21 protein-coding genes, 1 tRNA gene, 1 other RNA gene, 1 riboswitch and 1 other annotated feature are annotated in these 20,896 nt (G+C 35.5%); of the genes, 18 read left to right on the forward strand and 5 right to left on the reverse strand.

Features of this window, described 5'->3' with window-relative positions; translation table 11 throughout:
* Nucleotides 1–177: 177 nt before the first annotated feature.
* Complete coding sequence (locus ACTNDN_RS22090) at nucleotides 178–1,137, reverse strand: YaaC family protein (RefSeq protein ID WP_031539246.1); 960 nt, start codon at nucleotides 1,135–1,137, stop codon at nucleotides 178–180.
* 114 nt (nucleotides 1,138–1,251) lie between these two features.
* On the opposite strand from ACTNDN_RS22090, the gene guaB reads away from it, so the two are divergent.
* The 6 genes from guaB (at nucleotide 1,252) to ACTNDN_RS22120 (ending at nucleotide 7,866) form a co-directional block, all read left to right on the forward strand.
* Nucleotides 1,252–2,718, forward strand: a complete 1,467-nt coding sequence (gene guaB / locus ACTNDN_RS22095; RefSeq protein WP_251629971.1) for an IMP dehydrogenase — start codon at nucleotides 1,252–1,254, stop codon at nucleotides 2,716–2,718.
* A gap of 169 nt (nucleotides 2,719–2,887) precedes the next feature.
* Entirely contained in the window at nucleotides 2,888–4,219 is a 1,332-nt protein-coding gene (locus ACTNDN_RS22100) for a D-alanyl-D-alanine carboxypeptidase family protein (protein ID WP_048718495.1), read from the forward strand.
* A 194-nt stretch (nucleotides 4,220–4,413) separates the two neighbouring features.
* Entirely contained in the window at nucleotides 4,414–5,295 is an 882-nt protein-coding gene (gene pdxS / locus ACTNDN_RS22105) for a pyridoxal 5'-phosphate synthase lyase subunit PdxS (RefSeq protein ID WP_048718496.1), read from the forward strand.
* A 1-nt stretch (nucleotide 5,296) separates the two neighbouring features.
* Nucleotides 5,297–5,902: a pyridoxal 5'-phosphate synthase glutaminase subunit PdxT gene (pdxT, locus tag ACTNDN_RS22110; protein ID WP_396953905.1), complete on the forward strand. Its 606-nt coding sequence runs from the start codon at nucleotides 5,297–5,299 to the stop codon at nucleotides 5,900–5,902.
* Nucleotides 5,903–5,953: 51 nt separating this feature from the next.
* Nucleotides 5,954–6,177 (forward strand) — a binding site (T-box leader).
* Between the two features lie 111 nt (nucleotides 6,178–6,288).
* Nucleotides 6,289–7,569 (forward strand): serine--tRNA ligase, encoded by a 1,281-nt coding sequence (serS, locus tag ACTNDN_RS22115; protein ID WP_048718497.1) that lies wholly within the window; start codon nucleotides 6,289–6,291, stop codon nucleotides 7,567–7,569.
* A 204-nt stretch (nucleotides 7,570–7,773) separates the two neighbouring features.
* Nucleotides 7,774–7,866: transfer RNA gene (locus ACTNDN_RS22120), tRNA-Ser, on the forward strand.
* A gap of 310 nt (nucleotides 7,867–8,176) precedes the next feature.
* Here ACTNDN_RS22120 and ACTNDN_RS22125 read toward each other — a convergent pair.
* Nucleotides 8,177–8,848 carry a deoxynucleoside kinase gene (locus tag ACTNDN_RS22125; protein WP_031539253.1) on the reverse strand — a complete coding sequence of 224 codons (672 nt, stop codon included), beginning with the start codon at nucleotides 8,846–8,848 and terminating at the stop codon, nucleotides 8,177–8,179.
* Complete coding sequence (locus ACTNDN_RS22130; protein ID WP_031539255.1) at nucleotides 8,826–9,485, reverse strand: deoxynucleoside kinase; 660 nt, start codon at nucleotides 9,483–9,485, stop codon at nucleotides 8,826–8,828. The genes ACTNDN_RS22125 and ACTNDN_RS22130 overlap by 23 nt, the downstream gene beginning before the upstream one ends.
* A gap of 326 nt (nucleotides 9,486–9,811) precedes the next feature.
* Nucleotides 9,812–9,922, forward strand: a riboswitch (TPP riboswitch).
* 116 nt (nucleotides 9,923–10,038) lie between these two features.
* Here ACTNDN_RS22130 and ACTNDN_RS22135 point away from each other — a divergent pair.
* The 5 genes from ACTNDN_RS22135 to ACTNDN_RS22155 are packed head-to-tail and all read left to right on the forward strand — an operon-like array spanning nucleotide 10,039 to nucleotide 13,742.
* Nucleotides 10,039–10,659 carry a thiamine phosphate synthase gene (locus ACTNDN_RS22135; protein WP_231512591.1) on the forward strand — a complete coding sequence of 207 codons (621 nt, stop codon included), beginning with the start codon at nucleotides 10,039–10,041 and terminating at the stop codon, nucleotides 10,657–10,659.
* Nucleotides 10,640–11,764 carry a glycine oxidase ThiO gene (gene thiO, locus ACTNDN_RS22140; RefSeq protein ID WP_109769389.1) on the forward strand — a complete coding sequence of 375 codons (1,125 nt, stop codon included), beginning with the start codon at nucleotides 10,640–10,642 and terminating at the stop codon, nucleotides 11,762–11,764. The genes ACTNDN_RS22135 and thiO overlap by 20 nt, the downstream gene beginning before the upstream one ends.
* Nucleotides 11,765–11,968, forward strand: a complete 204-nt coding sequence (thiS, locus tag ACTNDN_RS22145; RefSeq protein WP_031539258.1) for a sulfur carrier protein ThiS — start codon at nucleotides 11,765–11,767, stop codon at nucleotides 11,966–11,968.
* 2 nt (nucleotides 11,969–11,970) lie between these two features.
* Nucleotides 11,971–12,738 (forward strand): thiazole synthase, encoded by a 768-nt coding sequence (locus ACTNDN_RS22150; RefSeq protein WP_109769386.1) that lies wholly within the window; start codon nucleotides 11,971–11,973, stop codon nucleotides 12,736–12,738.
* Entirely contained in the window at nucleotides 12,735–13,742 is a 1,008-nt protein-coding gene (locus ACTNDN_RS22155; RefSeq protein WP_031539260.1) for a ThiF family adenylyltransferase, read from the forward strand. The genes ACTNDN_RS22150 and ACTNDN_RS22155 overlap by 4 nt, the downstream gene beginning before the upstream one ends.
* 53 nt (nucleotides 13,743–13,795) lie before the next feature.
* Here the strand turns inward: ACTNDN_RS22155 and ACTNDN_RS22160 are convergent, their stop codons facing one another.
* A complete protein-coding gene (locus ACTNDN_RS22160) occupies nucleotides 13,796–15,082 on the reverse strand; it encodes a glycosyl hydrolase family 18 protein (RefSeq protein ID WP_109769388.1) in 1,287 nt (428 codons plus the stop codon).
* A gap of 35 nt (nucleotides 15,083–15,117) precedes the next feature.
* Entirely contained in the window at nucleotides 15,118–15,681 is a 564-nt protein-coding gene (locus ACTNDN_RS22165) for an isochorismatase family cysteine hydrolase (RefSeq protein ID WP_031539262.1), read from the reverse strand.
* A gap of 199 nt (nucleotides 15,682–15,880) precedes the next feature.
* On the opposite strand from ACTNDN_RS22165, the gene tadA reads away from it, so the two are divergent.
* From tadA to ACTNDN_RS22200, 7 genes are all read left to right on the forward strand, one after another.
* Nucleotides 15,881–16,393 carry a tRNA adenosine(34) deaminase TadA gene (gene tadA, locus ACTNDN_RS22170; RefSeq protein WP_031539263.1) on the forward strand — a complete coding sequence of 171 codons (513 nt, stop codon included), beginning with the start codon at nucleotides 15,881–15,883 and terminating at the stop codon, nucleotides 16,391–16,393.
* Between the two features lie 85 nt (nucleotides 16,394–16,478).
* An RNA gene (gene ffs, locus ACTNDN_RS22175) (signal recognition particle sRNA large type) lies at nucleotides 16,479–16,743 on the forward strand.
* 217 nt (nucleotides 16,744–16,960) lie between these two features.
* A complete protein-coding gene (dnaX, locus tag ACTNDN_RS22180; protein ID WP_031539264.1) occupies nucleotides 16,961–18,664 on the forward strand; it encodes a DNA polymerase III subunit gamma/tau in 1,704 nt (567 codons plus the stop codon).
* Nucleotides 18,665–18,740: 76 nt separating this feature from the next.
* Nucleotides 18,741–19,061, forward strand: coding sequence for a YbaB/EbfC family nucleoid-associated protein (locus ACTNDN_RS22185; RefSeq protein ID WP_031539265.1), 321 nt, complete (start codon nucleotides 18,741–18,743; stop codon nucleotides 19,059–19,061).
* Nucleotides 19,062–19,072: 11 nt separating this feature from the next.
* A complete protein-coding gene (gene recR / locus ACTNDN_RS22190) occupies nucleotides 19,073–19,669 on the forward strand; it encodes a recombination mediator RecR (protein WP_016205308.1) in 597 nt (198 codons plus the stop codon).
* A gap of 17 nt (nucleotides 19,670–19,686) precedes the next feature.
* Nucleotides 19,687–19,905: a YaaL family protein gene (locus ACTNDN_RS22195; RefSeq protein WP_048718501.1), complete on the forward strand. Its 219-nt coding sequence runs from the start codon at nucleotides 19,687–19,689 to the stop codon at nucleotides 19,903–19,905.
* Between the two features lie 231 nt (nucleotides 19,906–20,136).
* Complete coding sequence (locus tag ACTNDN_RS22200) at nucleotides 20,137–20,400, forward strand: pro-sigmaK processing inhibitor BofA family protein (protein ID WP_031539269.1); 264 nt, start codon at nucleotides 20,137–20,139, stop codon at nucleotides 20,398–20,400.
* Nucleotides 20,401–20,896: the final 496 nt, after the last annotated feature.

Consider the following 20,896-nt stretch of genomic DNA (forward strand, 5'->3'; position numbering starts at 1 on the left):
CGATGGTAGTTGGGGGTTCTCCCCCTGTGAGAGTAGGACGTCGCCAGGCACGAATAAAACAAGCATCTACTTTGGTGGATGCTTGTTTTTTATATGTATAAGTAAATAAGTGATAGGAATTTAAAAATATAAAAAGCAAAGTGAGAAAAGAACCGTACCTAGTCGATCCCCAGTGGACTAGGTACTTACTCGATTATTTAAAAATTGATAAATTAATTGAGGTCCTTTTTCAGCAGCAATTAATAAAAATGATTCAATAAATGGATAATCTTTATTCGGCATTGTTTTTAATAATTCACTCCACCATTCAATCTCGTATCTAGCAATCATACTTAAGTTATACAAAATTAAGTAGTGGGATAACATTTCATTTGAAAAACAAGGTCTTTCTTTATCAGAAGAAATAACATAAGATTTTTCTTTCGTATCCCATTTAATGAAATTATTATGAGGAAGAGGTTCAGAAAGTCGGATTAACAGCTCACTCCTATTTTCCTCTATTTCTTCTAAATGTATGCCATAATAATTTTCAAGATGATTTTTAAAATGATTACAGTTTGAATGATATAAATCTAAAATATGTTTTGGCAACGTAATAAGAGGCGGAAGATATTTCACTTGTAAAAATGTTGACTTCCCTTCTAATTGTTGAAATAAGCTAGATAATTCTGGGACCTGATTAAAGAGAAAATCCATTTTTACTTTTTCACCTTCCAAATTATCATAGGAGAACATTTTCTTAGCCATAAAAGTAAATAATCCGTTTTTTTGTATTTTAACTTCGTCTTGAAAAAATAAATACTGCTGCTTTTTTAGTTTTCTAGTTGAGACACCGTGGGCTAAAACAGAGGTGGAATTTGGATAGTTTGGATCCACTGTTAATAGGCATGCTTTTATTAAATGAACGAGACCGTAAAATAAAAGAATCGGCTGAATACTTAATGGAGCTGTCTCGGCTTGTTGGTAATATAATTTTCCATGTTCTAAAAAATACATGAAAGGATAGCAGTTTTGATAGCTTTTTGTTTCTAAATCAGATATATATAGATCGCGATAACATTTTTTTAGAAAATTTTGGCTGTATTCTGCGGAAAAAAAACAACTAAAAGAGCTCCAGTCTTTATAATAATTGGGCATTTTTTAACTCTCCTTAAATTTTTTGAAAAATTAAACATATTAAACTGACCTTGACAGTATTTTATCCAATTGATAACCTACTAATAATATTTTTAACAATATGGAGGCGTTAAAATGTGGGAAAGTAAATTTGCAAAAGAAGGATTAACGTTTGATGATGTTCTTTTAATTCCAGCTAAATCGGAAGTATTGCCTCGAGATGTAAGCTTAAAGGTACAATTAGCGAAAAATCTTAAATTAAACATTCCGCTTATTAGTGCAGGAATGGATACTGTAACAGAAGCAGAAATGGCTATTGCTATTGCAAGACAAGGTGGATTGGGCATTATTCATAAAAATATGTCTATTGAGCAACAGGCAGAGCAGGTAGACAAAGTAAAGCGCTCAGAAAGTGGTGTAATCACAGATCCTTTCTTTTTAACTCCTGAACACCAAGTATTTGATGCAGAGCATCTAATGGGTAAATATCGTATCTCTGGTGTGCCAATTGTTAATAATAACGATGAGCAAAAACTAGTAGGGATTCTTACTAACCGAGACCTTCGTTTTATTGAGGACTTTTCCATTAAAATTTCGGATGTTATGACAAAAGAGAATTTAGTAACGGCTCCAGTAGGAACTACATTAGAAGAAGCAGAAAAAATCTTACAAAGATACAAGATTGAAAAATTGCCTTTAATTAATGATGATGGGGTATTAAAGGGATTAATCACAATTAAGGATATAGAAAAAGTAATTGAATTCCCGCATTCAGCAAAAGATGCACAAGGGAGACTATTAGTTGGTGCAGCTGTTGGAGTAACGAATGATGCATTAAAACGTGTAGAAATGCTTATTAAATCCAATGTGGATGTAGTGGTAATTGATACAGCACATGGACACTCACAAGGGGTTTTAGACGGTATTAAAGACATTAGAAGGGCATTCCCTGATTTAACAATTATCGCTGGTAATGTTGCTACTGCTGAAGGAACAAGATCTTTAATTGAAGCTGGAGCAGATATTGTTAAAGTTGGTATCGGACCAGGTTCCATTTGTACAACACGGGTAGTTGCAGGTGTAGGTGTTCCTCAAATTACGGCTGTTTATGATTGTGCTACGGAAGCTAGAAAACATGGTAAATCAATTATTGCTGACGGAGGAATTAAATACTCTGGTGATATCGTCAAAGCATTAGCAGCTGGTGGACATGCAGTTATGTTAGGAAGCTTGCTAGCTGGTGTATCTGAAAGTCCTGGAGAAACAGAAATTTTCCAAGGAAGAAGATTTAAAGTGTACAGAGGAATGGGTTCAGTTGCTGCGATGGAAAAAGGATCAAAAGATCGTTACTTCCAAGAGGATAACAAAAAATTTGTTCCTGAAGGTATTGAAGGTCGCCTTCCTTATAAAGGGCCACTTTCTGATACGATCTATCAATTAGTTGGTGGAATTCGCTCTGGTATGGGCTACTGTGGTACAAAGGATTTATATGAATTAAGAGAGAATGCTCAATTTGTAAAAATGACAGGTGCTGGCTTAAGAGAAAGTCACCCACATGATGTTCAAATTACGAAAGAAGCACCAAACTATTCCCTTTCTTAATATATATTATTAATGATTGGTTATAAAACTTTCCTTCATTTACAATAGACGGTGATCAATAGCGCTGTCTATTTTTTTTGTTTTTTTTATGTTAAACTGTACAAGGGAAATAATTAACTTAGAAAATAAAGCTAGATTAATAGATAAAATAGTTTTGGAGGTTTTAATATTGAAACAAGTAAAAAAGTGGACGGTGTCTTTCATCATTGCCGTACTATTCTTAAGTACACTATCAACAGTTCTACCATATCAAGCAAATGCTGCTGAAAATGATGAGCTTGGATTAGATGCAGGGGCAGCTATATTAGTGGATGCGAATACTGGAGAAATATTATATGAAAAAAATACGGACGAGCTTCTTGGAGTCGCTTCTATGTCAAAGATGATGACAGAATATATTGTTCTAGAGTCAATAAAAAATGGGAAAATCTCTTGGGATCAAAAAGTAAAAATAAATAATTATATTCACAGACTGTCAGGTGCACCTGGGTTATCAAATGTAGGGTTGACTGAAGGGGAAGAATATACAGTTAAGGAATTGTATCAAGCAATGGCCATTCATTCAGGGAATGCTGCGACAGTTGCATTGGCAGAATTAATTGCAGGTACAGAAAAAAATTATATTAGTGTAATGAATCAAAAGGCTGAGGAATTAGGTTTAGAGGATTTTGAATTTGTAAACTCTTCTGGTTTAAACAATAGTGATTTATTGGGAAATATTCCAGCAGGAAGCAGTGAAGATGAAAATAAAATGTCAGCTAAAGCAGTTGCGAAATTAGCTTACCGTTTAATTCATGATTATCCGGAAATTTTAGAGACTTCTGGTATGCCAAGTCTGAAGTTTAGAGATGGTAGAGAATATAAAAACTTCAACTGGTTAATACCTTCGTTGATTTATGGATATGAAGGGGTAGATGGATTAAAAACAGGTTCTACAGACTATGCAAAATTCAATGTTACTGCTACAGCACAAAAAGAGAATCAACGTTATATTGTTGTTATTATGAAAAGTGAATCGAAGGATTCTCGTTTTGCTGAAGCAAGAAAAGTGCTAGACTATGCTTTTGGCAATTTCACTACGGAAGAAATTCTTCCTGCAAATTATGTCGATTCCAAAAATAAAACATTGGATGTAACCAAAGGAAAAGAAGATAAAGTAAGCATTGGTACTAAAGATGCTATTAACTTAGTAATCAAGAATAATGAAAAAGAAAATTATGTAGCAAAAGTTGTTTTAGATGAAAAGAAATTAAATGATGATGGGGAACTAACTGCTCCAATTAAAAAAGGAGATAAAGTTGGTTATGTAACCGTACAAACGAAAGACGGAAAAGAAGTGCCATTCTTAACTAGTGATGGAAAAGAAAAGGTACAAGTAGACCTAGTAGCAAACGAAACAGTTGAAAAAGCAAATTGGTTTGTTTTAGCTATGCGCGGTGTTGGTTCATTCTTTTCAAATGTATGGGGAAGTGTTTTTGATACAGTAAAAGGCTGGTTCTAATTAAATCTTTGTGAAAAAGTAAAAGACAATAATCTATTAGAAAATCGCATACATTTTAGAAATTGTAAGAAAAAGGGCTTCTTGTATTGACAGAAGCTCTTTTTTATTGTTTATTTTCATTAGGGAATAATAAGTTTCTTCTAAAGATTCCAATAATTTTTGTGTTAAAATTGAGACTTTACAGGGGGCAAACAATGAAAACTGGTACTGATAGAGTAAAACGTGGAATGGCTGAAATGCAAAAGGGCGGAGTAATCATGGATGTTATTAATGCAGAACAAGCCAAAATTGCAGAGGAAGCAGGAGCAGTAGCAGTAATGGCTCTTGAACGAGTTCCTTCAGATATTCGCGCAGCTGGCGGAGTAGCTAGGATGGCTGACCCTACAATTGTAGAGGAAGTAATGAATGCAGTAACAATCCCTGTAATGGCAAAGGCACGTATTGGCCATATTGTCGAAGCAAGAGTGCTCGAAGCTATGGGCGTAGACTATATTGATGAGAGTGAAGTGTTAACTCCAGCAGACGAAGAGTTCCATTTAAATAAAAATGAATATACTGTTCCATTTGTTTGTGGATGTCGTGATCTAGGAGAAGCTGCAAGACGTATCGGTGAAGGTGCTTCTATGCTTCGTACAAAAGGGGAGCCAGGAACAGGAAATATTGTGGAGGCAGTCCGTCATATAAGAAAAGTAAATGCACAGGTACGTAAAGTTGTTCATATGAACGAAGATGAATTAATGACAGAAGCTAAGATTTTAGGTGCACCATATGACCTTCTTTTAGAAATAAAAAGATTAGGTCGTCTGCCAGTTGTTAATTTTGCTGCTGGTGGTGTTGCAACACCTGCTGATGCGGCTCTTATGATGCAACTAGGCGCAGATGGTGTATTTGTAGGATCTGGTATATTTAAATCAGACAACCCTGCGAAATTTGCTAGAGCAATAGTAGAAGCAACTACTCATTATCAAGATTATGAGCTAATTGCAGAAATTTCTAAAAATCTTGGAACAGCAATGAAAGGAATCGAAATTTCTAGTTTAAGCCCAGAAGCACGTATGCAAGAGCGTGGTTGGTAATATGAGTACCATGCCAAATATAAAAATAGGGGTACTTGGATTACAGGGAGCTGTAAGAGAACATGTGAAGGCTATTGAGGCGAATAATGCAGAGGCTATTATTATAAAGAAAAAAGAACAGCTAGATGAAATTGATGGATTTATCATTCCTGGTGGAGAAAGCACAACGATGCGAAGGTTAATAGATAAATATGACTTTATGGATGCACTTCAAACGTTTGCTCAATCTGGGAAGCCGATATTTGGAACATGTGCGGGTTTAATTTTATTAGCTAAATCCATTAAAGGCTATGATAAACCTCATATTGGTGTTATGGATGTGCAAGTCGAGCGTAATTCTTTTGGAAGACAAAGGGAGAGCTTTGAAGCAAACTTAGATATTGCAGGAGTTGCAGAGGATTTTACAGCTGTATTTATTCGTGCACCACATATCGTGAGCGTTGGGGAAAATGTAGAAGTGCTAGCTAAACATAATGATCGTATTGTGGCAGCGAGAGAGGGACAGTTCTTAGGTTGTTCTTTCCATCCTGAATTAACAGAAGATCATCGTTTAACTGGCTATTTTATAAATATGGCAATAGAAGCTAAGCAACACTTATTTGCATAAGTTGTTGAATTTCGGAAATAATTATAGTAAGATAAATGCAATTAATATATGGAATCTACTATGATAGGAAATAGTAACAGGTTACTTATTCTAAAAGAGAGCCGATGGTTGGTGTGAATCGGTGAATAAAGCTTGTGAATCCATCCTAGAGTAAAAACAAGGAACGCAATGATTGCTAGTAATTGTTTTCGGCTAAAAACCGTTATGATCTTTAAGGTGAAAAGCAGTTTTTGCTTTTAACTAGGGTGGCAACGCGGGTAACTCTCGTCCCTTTTTTGGGGACGGGAGTTTTTTGTTTTCCAAAAGAAACTTGAGAATTTCTAACAGAGGGCGTCTAACCTAAAAGAAGTAGATTGCATGTAGAAAAAAATGGGAGGAATAAAGAGATGTTAGATATTAAATTTGTTCGTGCTAATTTTGATTTTGTGAAAAGTCAATTACAGCATCGAGGAGAAGATTTATCAGAGCTTGAAAATTTTGAAGCATTGGATGTAAGACGTCGAGAGCTTATTGTTGAAACAGAACAATTAAAAAGCAAAAGAAATGAAGTATCACAGCAAGTAGCAGTTTTAAAAAGAGAGAAAAAAGATGCAGAGGCTCTTATTGTAGAAATGAGAGAAGTTGGCGAAAAAATTAAAGAATATGATAATGAGCTACGTGATGTGGAAGAAAAATTGCAAACCATTATGCTAGGAATTCCGAATCTTCCTCACGAGAGTGTTCCAGTAGGGGATACGGAAGATGATAACATTGAAATTAGAAAATGGGGCGAAATTAGAAAATTTGATTTTGAACCAAAGCCACATTGGGATGTTGCTACTGACTTAGATTTGCTAGATTTTGAAAGGGCAGCAAAAGTAACAGGAAGTCGTTTTGTATTTTATAAAGGTTTAGGGGCTAAACTAGAAAGAGCATTATTTAATTTTATGCTTGATTTGCATACAGAGGAACATGGGTATAAAGAGATTATTCCTCCTTTCCTAGTGAATAGAGCAAGTCTAACAGGTACAGGACAATTACCTAAGTTTGAAGAAGATGCTTTTTTAATAGAAAAAGAAGACTACTTCTTAATTCCAACTTCAGAGGTACCTGTAACCAACCTGCATAGAGATGAAATACTTGATGGGGACCAGCTTCCAATCAAATATGCAGCATTTAGCGCCAATTTCCGTTCAGAAGCAGGATCTGCAGGTAGAGATACAAGAGGTCTGATCAGACAGCATCAATTTAATAAAGTAGAGCTTGTGAAGTTTGTGAAACCAGAAGATTCTTATGAAGAGCTAGAGTCTTTAACAGGAAATGCAGAGAAAGTATTGCAGCTTCTAGGATTACCATACCGTGTTTTGAGTATGTGTACAGGAGATTTGGGCTTTACAGCGGCGAAAAAGTATGATGTGGAGGTATGGATTCCAAGCTATAATACATACCGTGAGATATCTTCTTGTAGTAATTTTGAGGCTTTCCAAGCGAGAAGAGCAAATATTCGCTTCCGCAGAGAGCCTAAAGGAAAACCGGAGCATGTGCACACATTAAATGGTTCTGGCCTTGCGATTGGAAGAACAGTTGCAGCTATTCTAGAAAATTATCAGCAAGCAGATGGAAGTGTTGTAATTCCTGAAGTACTTCGCCCTTATATGAGAAATAGAGAAGTAATTTCTCCTGAGTAAGGTAATAAATAGATAGATAAAAGGATATGACTTCTTGGAAGGGAGCAGCTCTTCCGAGAAGTTAGCTATTCTTAATTTAGTGTAGAAGAATACTATTATTAATGCATTTTTTATATGTTTTTTGATAAAAAAAATAAAAAATAAAAAAATGAAAAATATAGTTGACTTAATATTAAATAGATGATATATTATTACTTGTCTGATGGAGGAATACCCAAGTCCGGCTGAAGGGATCGGTCTTGAAAACCGACAGGCGGGTCAAACCGCGCAGGGGTTCGAATCCCCTTTCCTCCTCCATGATTTTTTAATTTACATTGCGCATAATATTTGGAGATATATGTGACCTGCTACTACGGTAGCAGGTTTTTATTGTTTACATAGACTATTTTGTAAAGTTTGTTGTAAAGATCTGCGACTCGAATCCACCTCAGTTTCCATGGAGCGAATCAGTTTTTCTAATTGATTTATTATTCCTATTGAAAATAGCAACAAACTTTTAGAAAACAACTTATATATATAGGATTTTCCTTATTGTTTTGGAATACAGTCAGCGAATCTTTCGAACAAGATGAAGCTGACTGTATTTGTAAACTAAGGAAAGTCCTTTTTATGCTTTATGGCTATAATTTTTTTGCTGAAGAATCGTTCCTATCTTTTCGATAATTGGTTCGATAGACTGTGTTCCGGCGATAGCGTCATATTCATTAATATTTAAACGAAGTACTGGGCATGCAGAGAAAGACTCAATCCAGTTTTCGTATCTTCCATGCATTTCTTTCCAATAATCAATCGGCGTTTGCTTCTCCATTTCTCGACCTCTTCGATCAATTCGCTGTAAAATATCATCAAGAGATCCTTCAAGGTATATTAACAAATCTGGATGTGGGAAATAAGGTGTCATCACCATTGCATCAAAAAGACTTGTATATGTTTCATAATCTACTTCTGACATTGTTCCTTTTTCATAATGCATTTTCGCGAATATGCCTGTGTCTTCATAAATGGAACGATCTTGAATAAATCCGCCGCCATATTCAAAGATTCTTTTTTGTTCTTTAAAGCGTTCTGCTAAAAAATATACTTGCAGATGGAAACTCCATCTACTAAAGTCATGATAAAATTTATCAAGATATGGATTTGTATCCACTTTCTCAAAGGAAGTTCGAAATTGCAAAGCATCTGCTAGTGCATTTGTTAGCGTTGATTTACCAACACCAACTGTTCCTGCAATCGTAATAACGGAATTGCTAGGAATATTATATTTTGTTCGTAGATTCATGTTTAAAGGCTCCTATATTTAAAGTTTCTTTTATTGTGTCAATAATTTTTACTAAGTCTTGTTTATTTTGAACAAAGTCCAGTGTATCTCCATTGAAATCTAATACAGGAATATGTGGATTATTTTTTTTGAAGTCATTCATGACAATATCATAATCAGAAGCTAGCTGTTCTAAATAAAGAGGACTAATATTTTTTTCAATGTCTCTATCTCTTTTTTTGATTCGTGCCATTATTGTATCCAAGCTGGCATGTAAGTAAATAATAATATTCGGCATCGGTAAGTCTTCTGTTAACACCTCATATATACGAACATATTTCTGTAAATCATTATCCTGTAAAGATCTTTTAGCAAAAATAAGGTTTTTTAATATATGATAATCTGCAACTACAGGAATATTTTTAGATAGATAATGGTCTCTTGTATCGTTTAACTGCTTAAATCGATTACATAGGAAAAACATTTCTGTCTGAAAACTCCATTCATCAATGTTTTCATAAAATTTTCCGAGGAAAGGATTTTCTTCGACAATTTCTTTTAGAAGCTCGTATTGAAAGTACTCTGAGAGTAATTTAGCTAAAGAAGTTTTCCCAACTCCAATAGGTCCTTCTACTGTAATAAAAGGGATACTATTCACACTTGTCCCTCCTGTTCTCTTATTTTTAAGGAGCAAAGATTTTTAAAAGGCTTGTAGATTAGCCTAACAACTATTTTGCGTGTAAAGCCTATACAAACAATTGCTTCCTTTAGTAGGTAATAAAAATAGTACAAGAGTCATTTTAACACATGAAGAGTGATGTGGACATATGCATGTTTTTTCCTGAAGTATTATTACGGCTTATTTCAAATAGAACTATTGGTTAATGAATGATTACCCTAGTTAGAGGATAAAAGAGTAAAAAAATTTTGAATTTTATATTGCTAAATTTTTGATTTATGGTAGTATATGGGTAAAGTTTATAAATGAATCACTAGGGGATCCCTTGATAAGGGCTGAGAATAAAGTAGTTACTTTTTAAACCCTCAAAACCTGAACAGGTTCGTACCTGCGTAGGAAAGTGGAGTATCTTTAAATATGCGTGTCTAATGAACTTTTCATTAGGCGTAGTTTATTAACCACTTTTCTATAATTGGAAAAGTGGTTTTTGGTGTTTTCAGCCACTTTTCCTTCTAAATGATAAGTTGGGGTGATGAATATTAAGATAATGGCTGTCACAGATAACAAACATACCTTAAAGAAGCTTTTATCAATTTTATTAGAAATCCATCCATATGTGGATTATCTGCAAATTAGAGAGAAAGACAAAAGTCCAAAAGAAATTTATAGGCTATGTGATTATTTGCTTAAGGAAGGGGTACCTGCAAGAAAAATAATTGTTAATGATCGTCTTGATATTGCGCTATTGCATTCGTTAAAAAATGTCCATTTACCGACAAGTGGAGTGTCTGTTAATGATGTGAAAACAAGGTTTCCAAAAATGTATATAGGTGTATCTGTTCATAGCAAAGAAGAAGCAATTCTAGCAGATAAAGAGATTGCAGATTATGTCATATACGGCCATTGCTATCCTACAAATAGTAAAAAAGGAAAGCCTCCTATCGTGTTGTCCTCTATCTCTGAAATAAAAAGAAATATATCTATTCCACTGTATGCTATAGGGGGAATTACGGAGAATCAAATAGAAGAACTAGCGAGTTTTGGTGTGGATGGAGTGGCTATTATGTCAGCTATTTTTTCATCATCTGATCCATTAAAGGTAGTGCAAAGTATGAGAGAAAGATGTGAAGAGCTTGGAAACGAAGAAGTTTGATGTTGCAATTATTGGTGGTGGAATTATCGGTAGTTCTATCGCTTACTATTTGGCAAAAGAGAAGAGAAAGGTAGCTATTTTCGAAGCACAGCAAATGGGCGGAAAATCAACAAGTGCTGCAGCTGGAATGCTAGGTGCTCACTCCGAGTATAAAGAATTTATGCAGCTCTATCCATTTGCAAGAAGTAGCCAGCTTTTATATAAGGAACTTTATGAAGAGATAAAAGAACTAACAACTATTGATTTTGAAAAGAAAAATGGTGGATTATTGAAGCTTGCTTATTCAGAGGAAGAAAAGAGAGACCTGGAATCTATTCTTTCCTTATCGTCAGTGGAATGGTTGGATTGCACAGAAGCAAGAGAAAAAGTACCTCAGCTAGCAGCAGATATTGTAGGAGCAGCTTATTTAAAAGAGGATGTACATATTACCCCATTAATAGCATGTAATGGTCTAAGTAAAGGAGCTAAGCTATTAGGAGCCGAAATTTATGAATATACCCGTGTATTAAGAGTGGAAAAGAATGGAATGGGATATGTGCTGAAAACGTCGCAAGGGACCTTTTTAACAGATAATGTTGTCGTTGCGAGTGGTGTGTGGAGTAATTACTTTTTTCAGCAATTAGGATTACCTCATGAAATTATTCCAGTAAAGGGCGAATGTGTGGCCGCGTTAAATGATGGAGCTCCGTTACATTATTCTGTATTTCATGACCAATTTTATATTGTACCTAGAAATAATAATGAGCTTGTTATTGGTGCGACGAAAAAATGGAATGATTGGACTGAAGATCCTTCCCTTGATGGACTACAAGAAGTGATAAAAAAAGCAAAAAGAATGATACCGGAAGTTGGAAAGATGAAATGGAAGCGGGCATGGGCGGGACTTAGACCACAAACTTATGACGGATATCCATTTATAGGAGAGCATCCAGAGATGAAAGGCTTATATTTTGCAACAGGGCATCAACGAAATGGCATATTATTAGCACCAGCTACAGGGAAGATGATTCGTGATTTAATGATTGGTTCACCTGTAGAGAAACGGTGGGTAGATGCATTTAAAGTGGAGCGTCATGATTTTATGCATAGGGAGGGAAGTAAGTAATTGATCATCCAATTGAATGGGAAGGAACAGCAGCTGCCGGAGAATGTAGTTACAGTGGAAGATTTATTGCATTTATTTGCATTAAATAATCGTATTGTGATTGTGGAGATAAATAAAAATATTTTACGAAAAGAGCACTATCAAGCTCATTTATTAAAAGAAAAAGACAAAGTCGAATTAATTCATTTTGTTGGAGGAGGGTAAACATGTTAACAATAGCTAATCGCACGTTTCAGTCTCGTTTATTACTTGGAACAGGGAAATATCCGTCACTTGAGGTGCAAAAAAAGGCTGTAGAAGTATCACAAAGTGAGATTCTAACCTTTGCTGTACGGAGGATGAATATATTTGAAGAATCACAGCCGAACTTTTTAGAGCAATTAGATTTAAAAAGATATACGCTCCTTCCTAATACAGCAGGCGCAAAAACAGCTGAGGAAGCGGTAAGAATCGCTAAGCTTGCAAAAGCATCTGGATTATGTGACATGATTAAAGTTGAAGTAATTGGGTGTGATAAATCGCTGCTGCCAGATCCTGTAGAAACGTTAAAGGCTTCTGAGCAGTTGTTAGAAGAAGGATTTATTGTATTGCCTTATACTTCTGATGATGTAGTGCTTGCTAGACGGCTAGAACAGTTAGGGGTACATGCCATTATGCCTGGCGCTTCGCCAATTGGGTCTGGAAAAGGAATTATCAACCCATTAAATTTACAATTTATTATTGAACAAAGCGCGATTCCTGTTATTGTAGACGCAGGAATCGGTTCTCCAAAGGATGCAGCATATGCTATGGAGCTTGGAGCAGATGGGGTGCTTTTGAATACGGCAGTTTCCAATGCGAAAGACCCAGTTACAATGGCATATGCCATGAAGCTAGCGATCGAAGCAGGACGATTAGGATACGAAGCAGGAAGAATAGCAGAGAAAAATTATGGAGTCGCAAGTAGTCCTTTGACAGGGATGATTACATCTTGACTAGTCGCTTTTTGAAACAAGCATTATTTATTGGAAAAGATGGGCAAATAAAAATTGAAAATAGTCACGCTGTTATTTTAGGAGCTGGAGCTTTAGGATCGGCAGTGTCTGAGATGCTAGTTAGAGCGGGAATAGGAAAACTCACCATTATTGATCGTGATTACGTGGAACAAAGTAATCTGCAAAGACAGCAGCTATATACAGAAGAGGATGCGGCGAAAAAGCTTCCTAAAGCAATTGCTGCAGAAAAAAGACTAAAGGAAATTAACAGTCATACACTTATTGAGTCGATTGTGGAGGATATTAACTATCATACGGTGGAAAAATTTATTCGTGGTGCATCTATTTTAATGGATGGAACGGATAATTTTGAAACAAGAATGGTGATAAATGATGCTGCGATTAAGCATCATATTCCTTTTCTATTTGGAGCTTGTGTTGGGAGCTATGGGCTTTCTTATCCAGTTATTGGAGAACATGCTCCTTGTCTCCATTGTTTAATTGAAAAGCTTCCTTCTCAACATATTACATGTGATACGGCGGGTGTTATTAGTCCCATCGTTCAGTGGGTTGCTGCCATGCAAGTATCACAAGCAATGCAGATTCTTGCAGGTAAAACAGTATGGCCAGTCCTTCGTTCTTTTGATATTTGGAAAATGGAATATGCGGAAGTGAATGTTGCGGCATTAAGAAATAACAGCTGTCCTTCTTGTGGGGACGATGCTGACTTTCCGTATTTATCAGCGCAAAAACAAACGAAAGCGGCTGTACTGTGTGGGAGAGATGCGGTTCATATTCGTCCGCCTATTTTTAAGGAATTGGATTTATATGGGCTCTCGCAACGGTGGAAATCTCTGGTGGAAAACTTAATTGCAAATCCCTATTTAGTTTCTTTTCATTATGATGGTTATCGAGTTATCCTATTTAAGGATGGTCGTGCTATTATTCATGGAACCTCAGAGGTTAGTATGGCAAAGTCAATATATACAAAATTAATTGGTTAGAAGATGCATAAAAAGGAAAGGTCTGATTGAAAAAGAGACCTTTCCTTTTGTATTTAAGTTCTTTTTGTTACTTGGAAATTATCTACTATTAAAAGCCAATTTTGAGGAAATGGCAACCCTAATTTCCAATAGCTGATTCCTCTTAAATTTAATTCTTTAATTAAATTGAATTTAGCTTGAATGGAGCGGGCGTCCTCAAACCATACTTCATGTAATTTCCCTGCACTATCTGTGTATTTAAAATAAGGAGCCTGTGCTTTCTGATCATAAAGAATAGCGACATTATTATCAGCTGCAAGCTGTATTGCTGCTTGAGGACTAAGTGCTTTTGCAATGGATCCTTCAACGAATGGCAGTGTCCAATCATATCCATAAAGATTTTGCCCCATCATAATTTTAGAAGAGGGAATTTCGGTGATTGCATATTCGAGTACCTCTCTTACAGGCCCAATAGGAGAAACAGCCATAGCAGGTCCGCCACTATAGCCCCATTCATATGTCATGATGACAACAAAATCAACAATTTCTCCGTGGGCTTTGTAATCATGTCCTTCGTACCATTTTCCTTTTTGATCGGCACTTGTTTTAGGAGCCAAAGCAGTAGATAATAGCCAGCCTTCTTGTGAAAAACGATTTTTGGCTTTACGCAGGAAGGAGTTATAGGCTTCCCGATCAACTGGTCTTAAATATTCAAAATCAAAATGGATATCTTTAAATCCGTATTTTTTAGCGGTCGCAACTATATTATTGATAAAGTTATTTTGGATGGTTTCATCATTTAATAGGATTCTTCCTAATTCATCACTAAATTGATCGTTCTCCTGGTTCGTAATGACCATCATGAGTACATTTCTATTTCTTTGGGCAATGCTAGGGAAATTATTGAGGATCGGTTCTTTTAAGCTTCCATCCCGTAATGCTTGAAAACTAAAAGGAGCGAGATAGGTTAAATAGGGAGCGGCTTCTCGCGCGCTTGCCTCTAAATTAGGGGCAACAGATGTTCCTCTTGGTTCCACATATGCATTAGTATCAACTGGTCTTTTTGGACGATCTGGAATGTATAAACGTAAGCCGACTTGTAAAGATTGGTTCACAGGAATGGAATTAATAGTGGCTAATTGTTCATAATTTAATCGGAATCTTTGAGCGATAGACCAGAGGCTGTCTCCTGGCTGTACCCAATAAAAGCTGCCGATGATGGGAATGACTAGTGCTTGCCCTATTGTTAATCGATCCGGATTTGGCAGGTCGTTCGCTTCTACCAAATCATTAACTGTAGTACCGTATGCAGCTGCAATGCCTGTTAAGGTTTGATTATTGCTGACAACATGAATTTGCATATTCTTCCCTCCTGATAAGGATACATTATTACAGCTTATGAGGAAGAAAGAGGAGAAATGCTCGTGTTTTCTTTGAATGTAAATATTTTTGCACGCATAACATTTTTCATCATTCGAATAGCATAGTGATTATCTTCATCGTCAACAGAAGCAATACAATTATCTGGGATAAGAAGTGGATATTCTCGCATATAGGCGTCATTTGCAGTAAATAACACGCAAATATTGCCAGCAATTCCGCTAAGGATAAGCTTTTTTACTTGCAACTGGGTAAGTAATGTATGTAAGGCTGTCCCATAAAAAGCAGAATGTCTTGGTTTTATTAAAAAATAATCTTTGTCAGTTGGCTTTATTTTGCCAATAACAGATTCGCTTTTTTCATTTTTACAATACTCTATTACTTTGTTCAATTCTGCTTGCCATAAATTATAGTGATCATTGATATAGATGATTGGAATATTTTCTTTATCACATTGTTTCTTTAGTAATTGGATTTGATCTGCAATTTTTAATGCCTTTTCTGCTAAAATATTTCCATGCTCAAAATTAAAGTCATTAATCATATCAATAATTAACAGAGCTGTTTCAGATGATTCCATACGGTTCTCCTTTTCTATGTAAAATGGTAGAATGAAGCATTGGTTCTAGTTGTAAAGAAAAATCAATCAGTCCATCCAACAACTTTCTCTCGTTTGGCTAAAGTGGAATGGTTGTGATTAATTATCTAGTTTACTTAGTTTAAATCAAAGAAGAAATTTCATAACAAATTTTGTGTTTTTATATAGGTGGGCTGTAAGAATGGAAGAAAAACAAGATCAATTATTTATGAAAATAGCGATAGAGGAAGCACAGAAAGCGGCAGAAATTGGAGAAGTGCCTATTGGAGCAGTTGTTGTCTATAGGGGGGAGGTAATAGCAAGAGCACATAACTTAAGAGAAACAGATCAATCTGCTGTTGCCCATGCAGAATTACTCGCCATTGAAAAAGCTTGTAAAGTATTAGGTACGTGGAGGTTAGAAGAAGCAACACTTTATGTTACTCTTGAGCCATGTGCGATGTGTTCTGGCGCTATTCTACTGTCACGTATTCCTCGAGTAGTTTATGGAGCTGCTGATCCAAAGGGAGGTTGTGCTGGTACCTTTATGAATTTACTTCAAGATAGTCGGTTTAATCATCAGAGTGAAGTGGCTTCTGGTATATTAGACCAAGAATGCGGACAGTTATTAACTTCTTTTTTTCAGGAAATTAGAAATCGTAGAAAGGAAGAAAAAAGACAAAAGACAAGTAAAAATGATCTTTACAATAATTAACAAATGCTTTATGTTGATTTTTCCTTTCATTATCAGTATACTAAGAGTGTGTCTTAAGGACACCTAATATTCGGTATCAATTTTGTCGTGCTAAGCGGGGAGGTAGCGGTGCCCTGTACTCGCAATCCGCTCTAGCGAGGCTGAATTCCTTTCTGAGGCTGGTATCCTGTAGGGTCTGCCTTAAGTAAGTGGTGTTGACGTCCGGGTCCTGCGCAATGGGAATCCATGAACCATGTCAGGTCCGGAAGGAAGCAGCATTAAGTGGACACCCCCATGTGCCGCAGGGTTACCTGGACCGAGCTAACTACTTAAGTAACGCTTATGGGTGCCAGTCGATGAAAGGTGCACGGCAGCTTAATTTATACATACAAAACTCATCCACTAGGATGAGTTTTTTTGTAAGATGAAAACGAATAAATGAGCGGTTTTTACTTAAATAGAAAGAGGTGCCGTGGTTTTTCTTTTTTAAAGGGAAGCTATTTAGATGCCTTTATGTATGCTATTATGGATGTAAAAATATACATGGATAAGCTATAATAATTGTATGAATAAAAAATGGAGGGTACTATGAACTATCAAGCTTTATATCGGGTTTGGCGTCCTCAGCAGTTTATAGATGTAGTAGGGCAGGAACACGTAACAAAGACATTGCAAAATGCCCTTCTTCAACAAAAAATATCTCACGCTTACTTGTTCTCTGGACCAAGGGGAACAGGGAAAACTAGTGCAGCAAAAATATTAGCAAAGGCTGTTAACTGTGAGAGAGCACCAATTGGTGAACCTTGTAATGAGTGCGATGCGTGTAGGGGCATTACAGATGGTACTATACCAGATGTAATCGAAATAGATGCTGCTTCTAACAATGGAGTAGAAGAAATAAGGGATATAAGAGATAAGGTTAAATTTGCTCCTAGCTCTGTACCTTATAAAGTTTATATTATCGATGAGGTGCATATGCTATCAATTGGAGCATTTAATGCTCTTTTGAAAACATTGGAGGAACCCCCTAAACATGTAATCTTTATTTTGGCCACTACTGAACCTCACAAAATTCCTTTAACGATTATTTCAAGATGTCAGCGATTTGATTTTAGACGGATTACATCGCAAGCGATTGTCAATCGAATGAGATTGATTATGGATGAGTCAGCAATCTCCTGTGAGGAAAAAGCATTGCAAATGATTGCAAGAGCGGCAGATGGTGGAATGCGTGATGCGTTAAGTTTGCTAGATCAAGCTATTTCTTATAGCAATGAAGTAGTTACAGTCGAAGATGCTCTTACCGTAACTGGAGCTGTTTCCCAAAACTTTTTAAATACTTTATCTAAAGCTATTTTAGATGGAGACACTGTAAGAGGTCTTCAATCATTAGATGAATTACTTCTTGCAGGAAAAGACTCTAATCGATTTATTGAAGATTTTATCTTTTTTTATCGAGATATGCTGCTATATAAAACAGCGCCTCGCTTAGAAGAATCATTAGAGCGAGTTTTGTTAGATGATGATTTCAAAGATCTTGCAGAAACGTATACACATGAACAAATTTATGAGCTTATTCGCGTATTAAATAAAACGCAGCAAGATATGCGCTGGACCAATCATCCTAGAATCTTTTTAGAAGTGGCGATTGTGAATCTGTGCCAGCTAGAGACGGCGACTTCATCTGGACAAGCACATGTGAGTATCCCAGAAATACAATCTTTACTTGATAAGATAACTTCTTTAGAACAAGAAGTTTCGAACCTCAAGCAAAATGGAGTATCTGTAGCAGTGGAAACACAGCCAATACAGAAAAAAGCTAGAACGAATAGAAAAGGATTCCAAGCTCCATTAGGTAAAATAACGGAAACTCTAAAAAATGCAACGAAGCAAGAACTACAAAAAGTAAAAAGTAATTGGGGAGCAATGCTAAATACGCTAGTCCAAAATCAAATGAGATCACAGGCAGCGTTATTGAATGAAGCAGAACCAGTTGCTGCATCATCTGACTCTTTGATTATTAAGTTTAAATATGAAATCCACTGTCAAATGGCATTAGATAATGGTAAATTTATAGAGACGATTACTAATTCTTTGTATCAGCTTACAGGTACAAGGTATAATTTATTAGGAGTCCCGGAAGAACAATGGCTCACTATAAGGGAAGACTTTCTAAATAGTTCTCATCATGCAGAGTCTGATGAGGAAGACGAAGAAATACGTCAAGATAATCCTGTTGTCTCGGAAGCAATAAAATTATTTGGTGAAGAATTATTAGAAGTGAAGGATTAATTTTGAACCTATTGGTTATATATGTACATAATATGTAGATAAACCAATGGAAACTATAAACTGGAGGTAATGATAAATGCGTGGAATGGGAAATATGCAAAATATGATGAAGCAAATGCAAAAAATGCAAAAGAAAATGGCTGAAGCTCAAGAGCAACTTGGTGAGGAGAAAATTGAAGGAACAGCAGGGGGCGGAATGGTAACTGTAGTTGTATCAGGTCATAAAGAAATTCTTGATGTCATTATTAAGGAAGAGGTTGTCGATCCAGAAGATGTAGAAATGTTGCAAGATCTAGTTCTAGCAGCAACAAATGATGCATTAAAAAAAGCGGATGAACTTACTAACTCTACTATGGGTCAGTTTACAAAAGGATTAAATCTTCCTGGAATGTTTTAAGGAGGGAGATTATGCATTATCCTGAACCTATATCAAAGCTGATTGACAGCTTTATGAAATTGCCAGGCATCGGGCCTAAAACGGCCTCAAGACTGGCTTTTTTTGTATTAAATATGAAAGAAGATACAGTGTTAGATTTCGCAAAGGCACTTGTTAATGCAAAAAGAAACCTTACTTATTGCTCTGTTTGTGGGCATATAACAGACCAAGATCCATGTTATATATGTGAAGATAGCAGAAGAGACAGAAGTATTATATGTGTAGTTCAAGATCCTAAAGATGTAATTGCGATGGAAAAGATGAAAGAATATAACGGACTTTATCATGTGCTTCATGGTGCTATTTCTCCGATGGATGGTATAGGACCAGAAGATATTAATGTACCTTCTTTAATAAAAAGATTGCAAGATGATGAAGCGCAAGAGGTTATTATGGCAACCAATCCGAATATAGAGGGAGAAGCAACAGCCATGTATATCTCACGTCTTCTTAAACCATCAGGAATTAAAATCACAAGAATTGCCCATGGTTTACCAGTAGGTGGCGATTTAGAATACGCAGATGAGGTTACACTATCTAAAGCATTAGAAGGTAGAAGAGAAGTGTAAGAACAGGAGGGCTAGTGATGTTCTTTCAAAGAAAAGGGAAGTTAAGGAAGGATTTCGATGAAAAGCTATTAGTCCAATTTAATCATTTAAAGAAAGAATGGTTAAATGATAAGAGTCTATTAGATAAAAGTTTTGATCCTTCCGATGAAGTAATTAGCGCTGCTAAACTGTCAGAAGCAAAATACTTTTTCCTATTTAAAGAAGCAAAACAAAGAAAAATAAACTTATTAAAATAATAAACAGACCGAGTGAAAACTTATTTTTGCTCGGTCTGTTCTTTTTTGTTTTTTATTCTTTTCCATTATTATTGGAGATTAGAGCATAATGGAACAAAGTAATCTTTTGTTTAAATAATAAAAAGTATTGGATATAGTCTTATAATTCATAGGAAAAGTTGTCCCTTCTAGGTCTTATTTATAGAAAGTAGACATAATTATAAATACAAGCATAGTGAGGGAGGATGGATAGTGAGCCCGGTTGTTATTATATCTATTGTTATCGGTTTAATTATTTTGTTGCTAGTAGTTGGAACACCAATAAAGCCGCTTAGAATGATTGGACAAGGTATTATTAAAATTATGATAGGTGCATTATTTTTATTTTTCCTAAATACGGTTGGTAATCAATATGGTATACATGTGCCGATAAATTTTGCGACTTCAACTGTGTCAGGGATATTAGGAATTCCAGGTGTAGCAGCGTTAGTAGCTATTCAATTGTACATTATTTAAAGGTATATTTACTATAATTTGATAGAGATTATCTATACTACTCAAAGGGAATGAATAAACCTTTGAAGAAAAGATAGATAATCTTTTTTTGTGAGTTTTATAATAGTTAGGGTGGGAAGGTGGTTTATTCATTTAGTAGACGATACTTAATTGTAATTGATTTTTATCACACTTTGGAAATGAAGTAAGACTCTCATCTTTTATTAAGGAACATTATCCATTATTTAATCATTTACAGATTACGATAAAAGTGAAGAAAAAAGGGTTGACTTCATTAAGTAAGGATGATAATATATAAAAAGTCGTCAGATTGATTAGGTTAATCGCTGAAAATTACTTTTTGAAAAAGTGGTTGACTTCAAAAATTGATTATGATATTATATAAAAGTTGCTTCTGATAGCAACAAACAAATTGCTCTTTGAAAACTGAACAAACAAACGTCAACAATAATCGTTTTATAACGAATGTTATAGAATGACAACAAGTAATAAAAAG

Origin of the sequence: Niallia sp. HCP3S3_B10 (assembly GCF_052064465.1) — a bacterium.
Taxonomy (GTDB): Bacteria; Bacillota; Bacilli; order Bacillales; family Cytobacillaceae; genus Niallia; species Niallia hominis.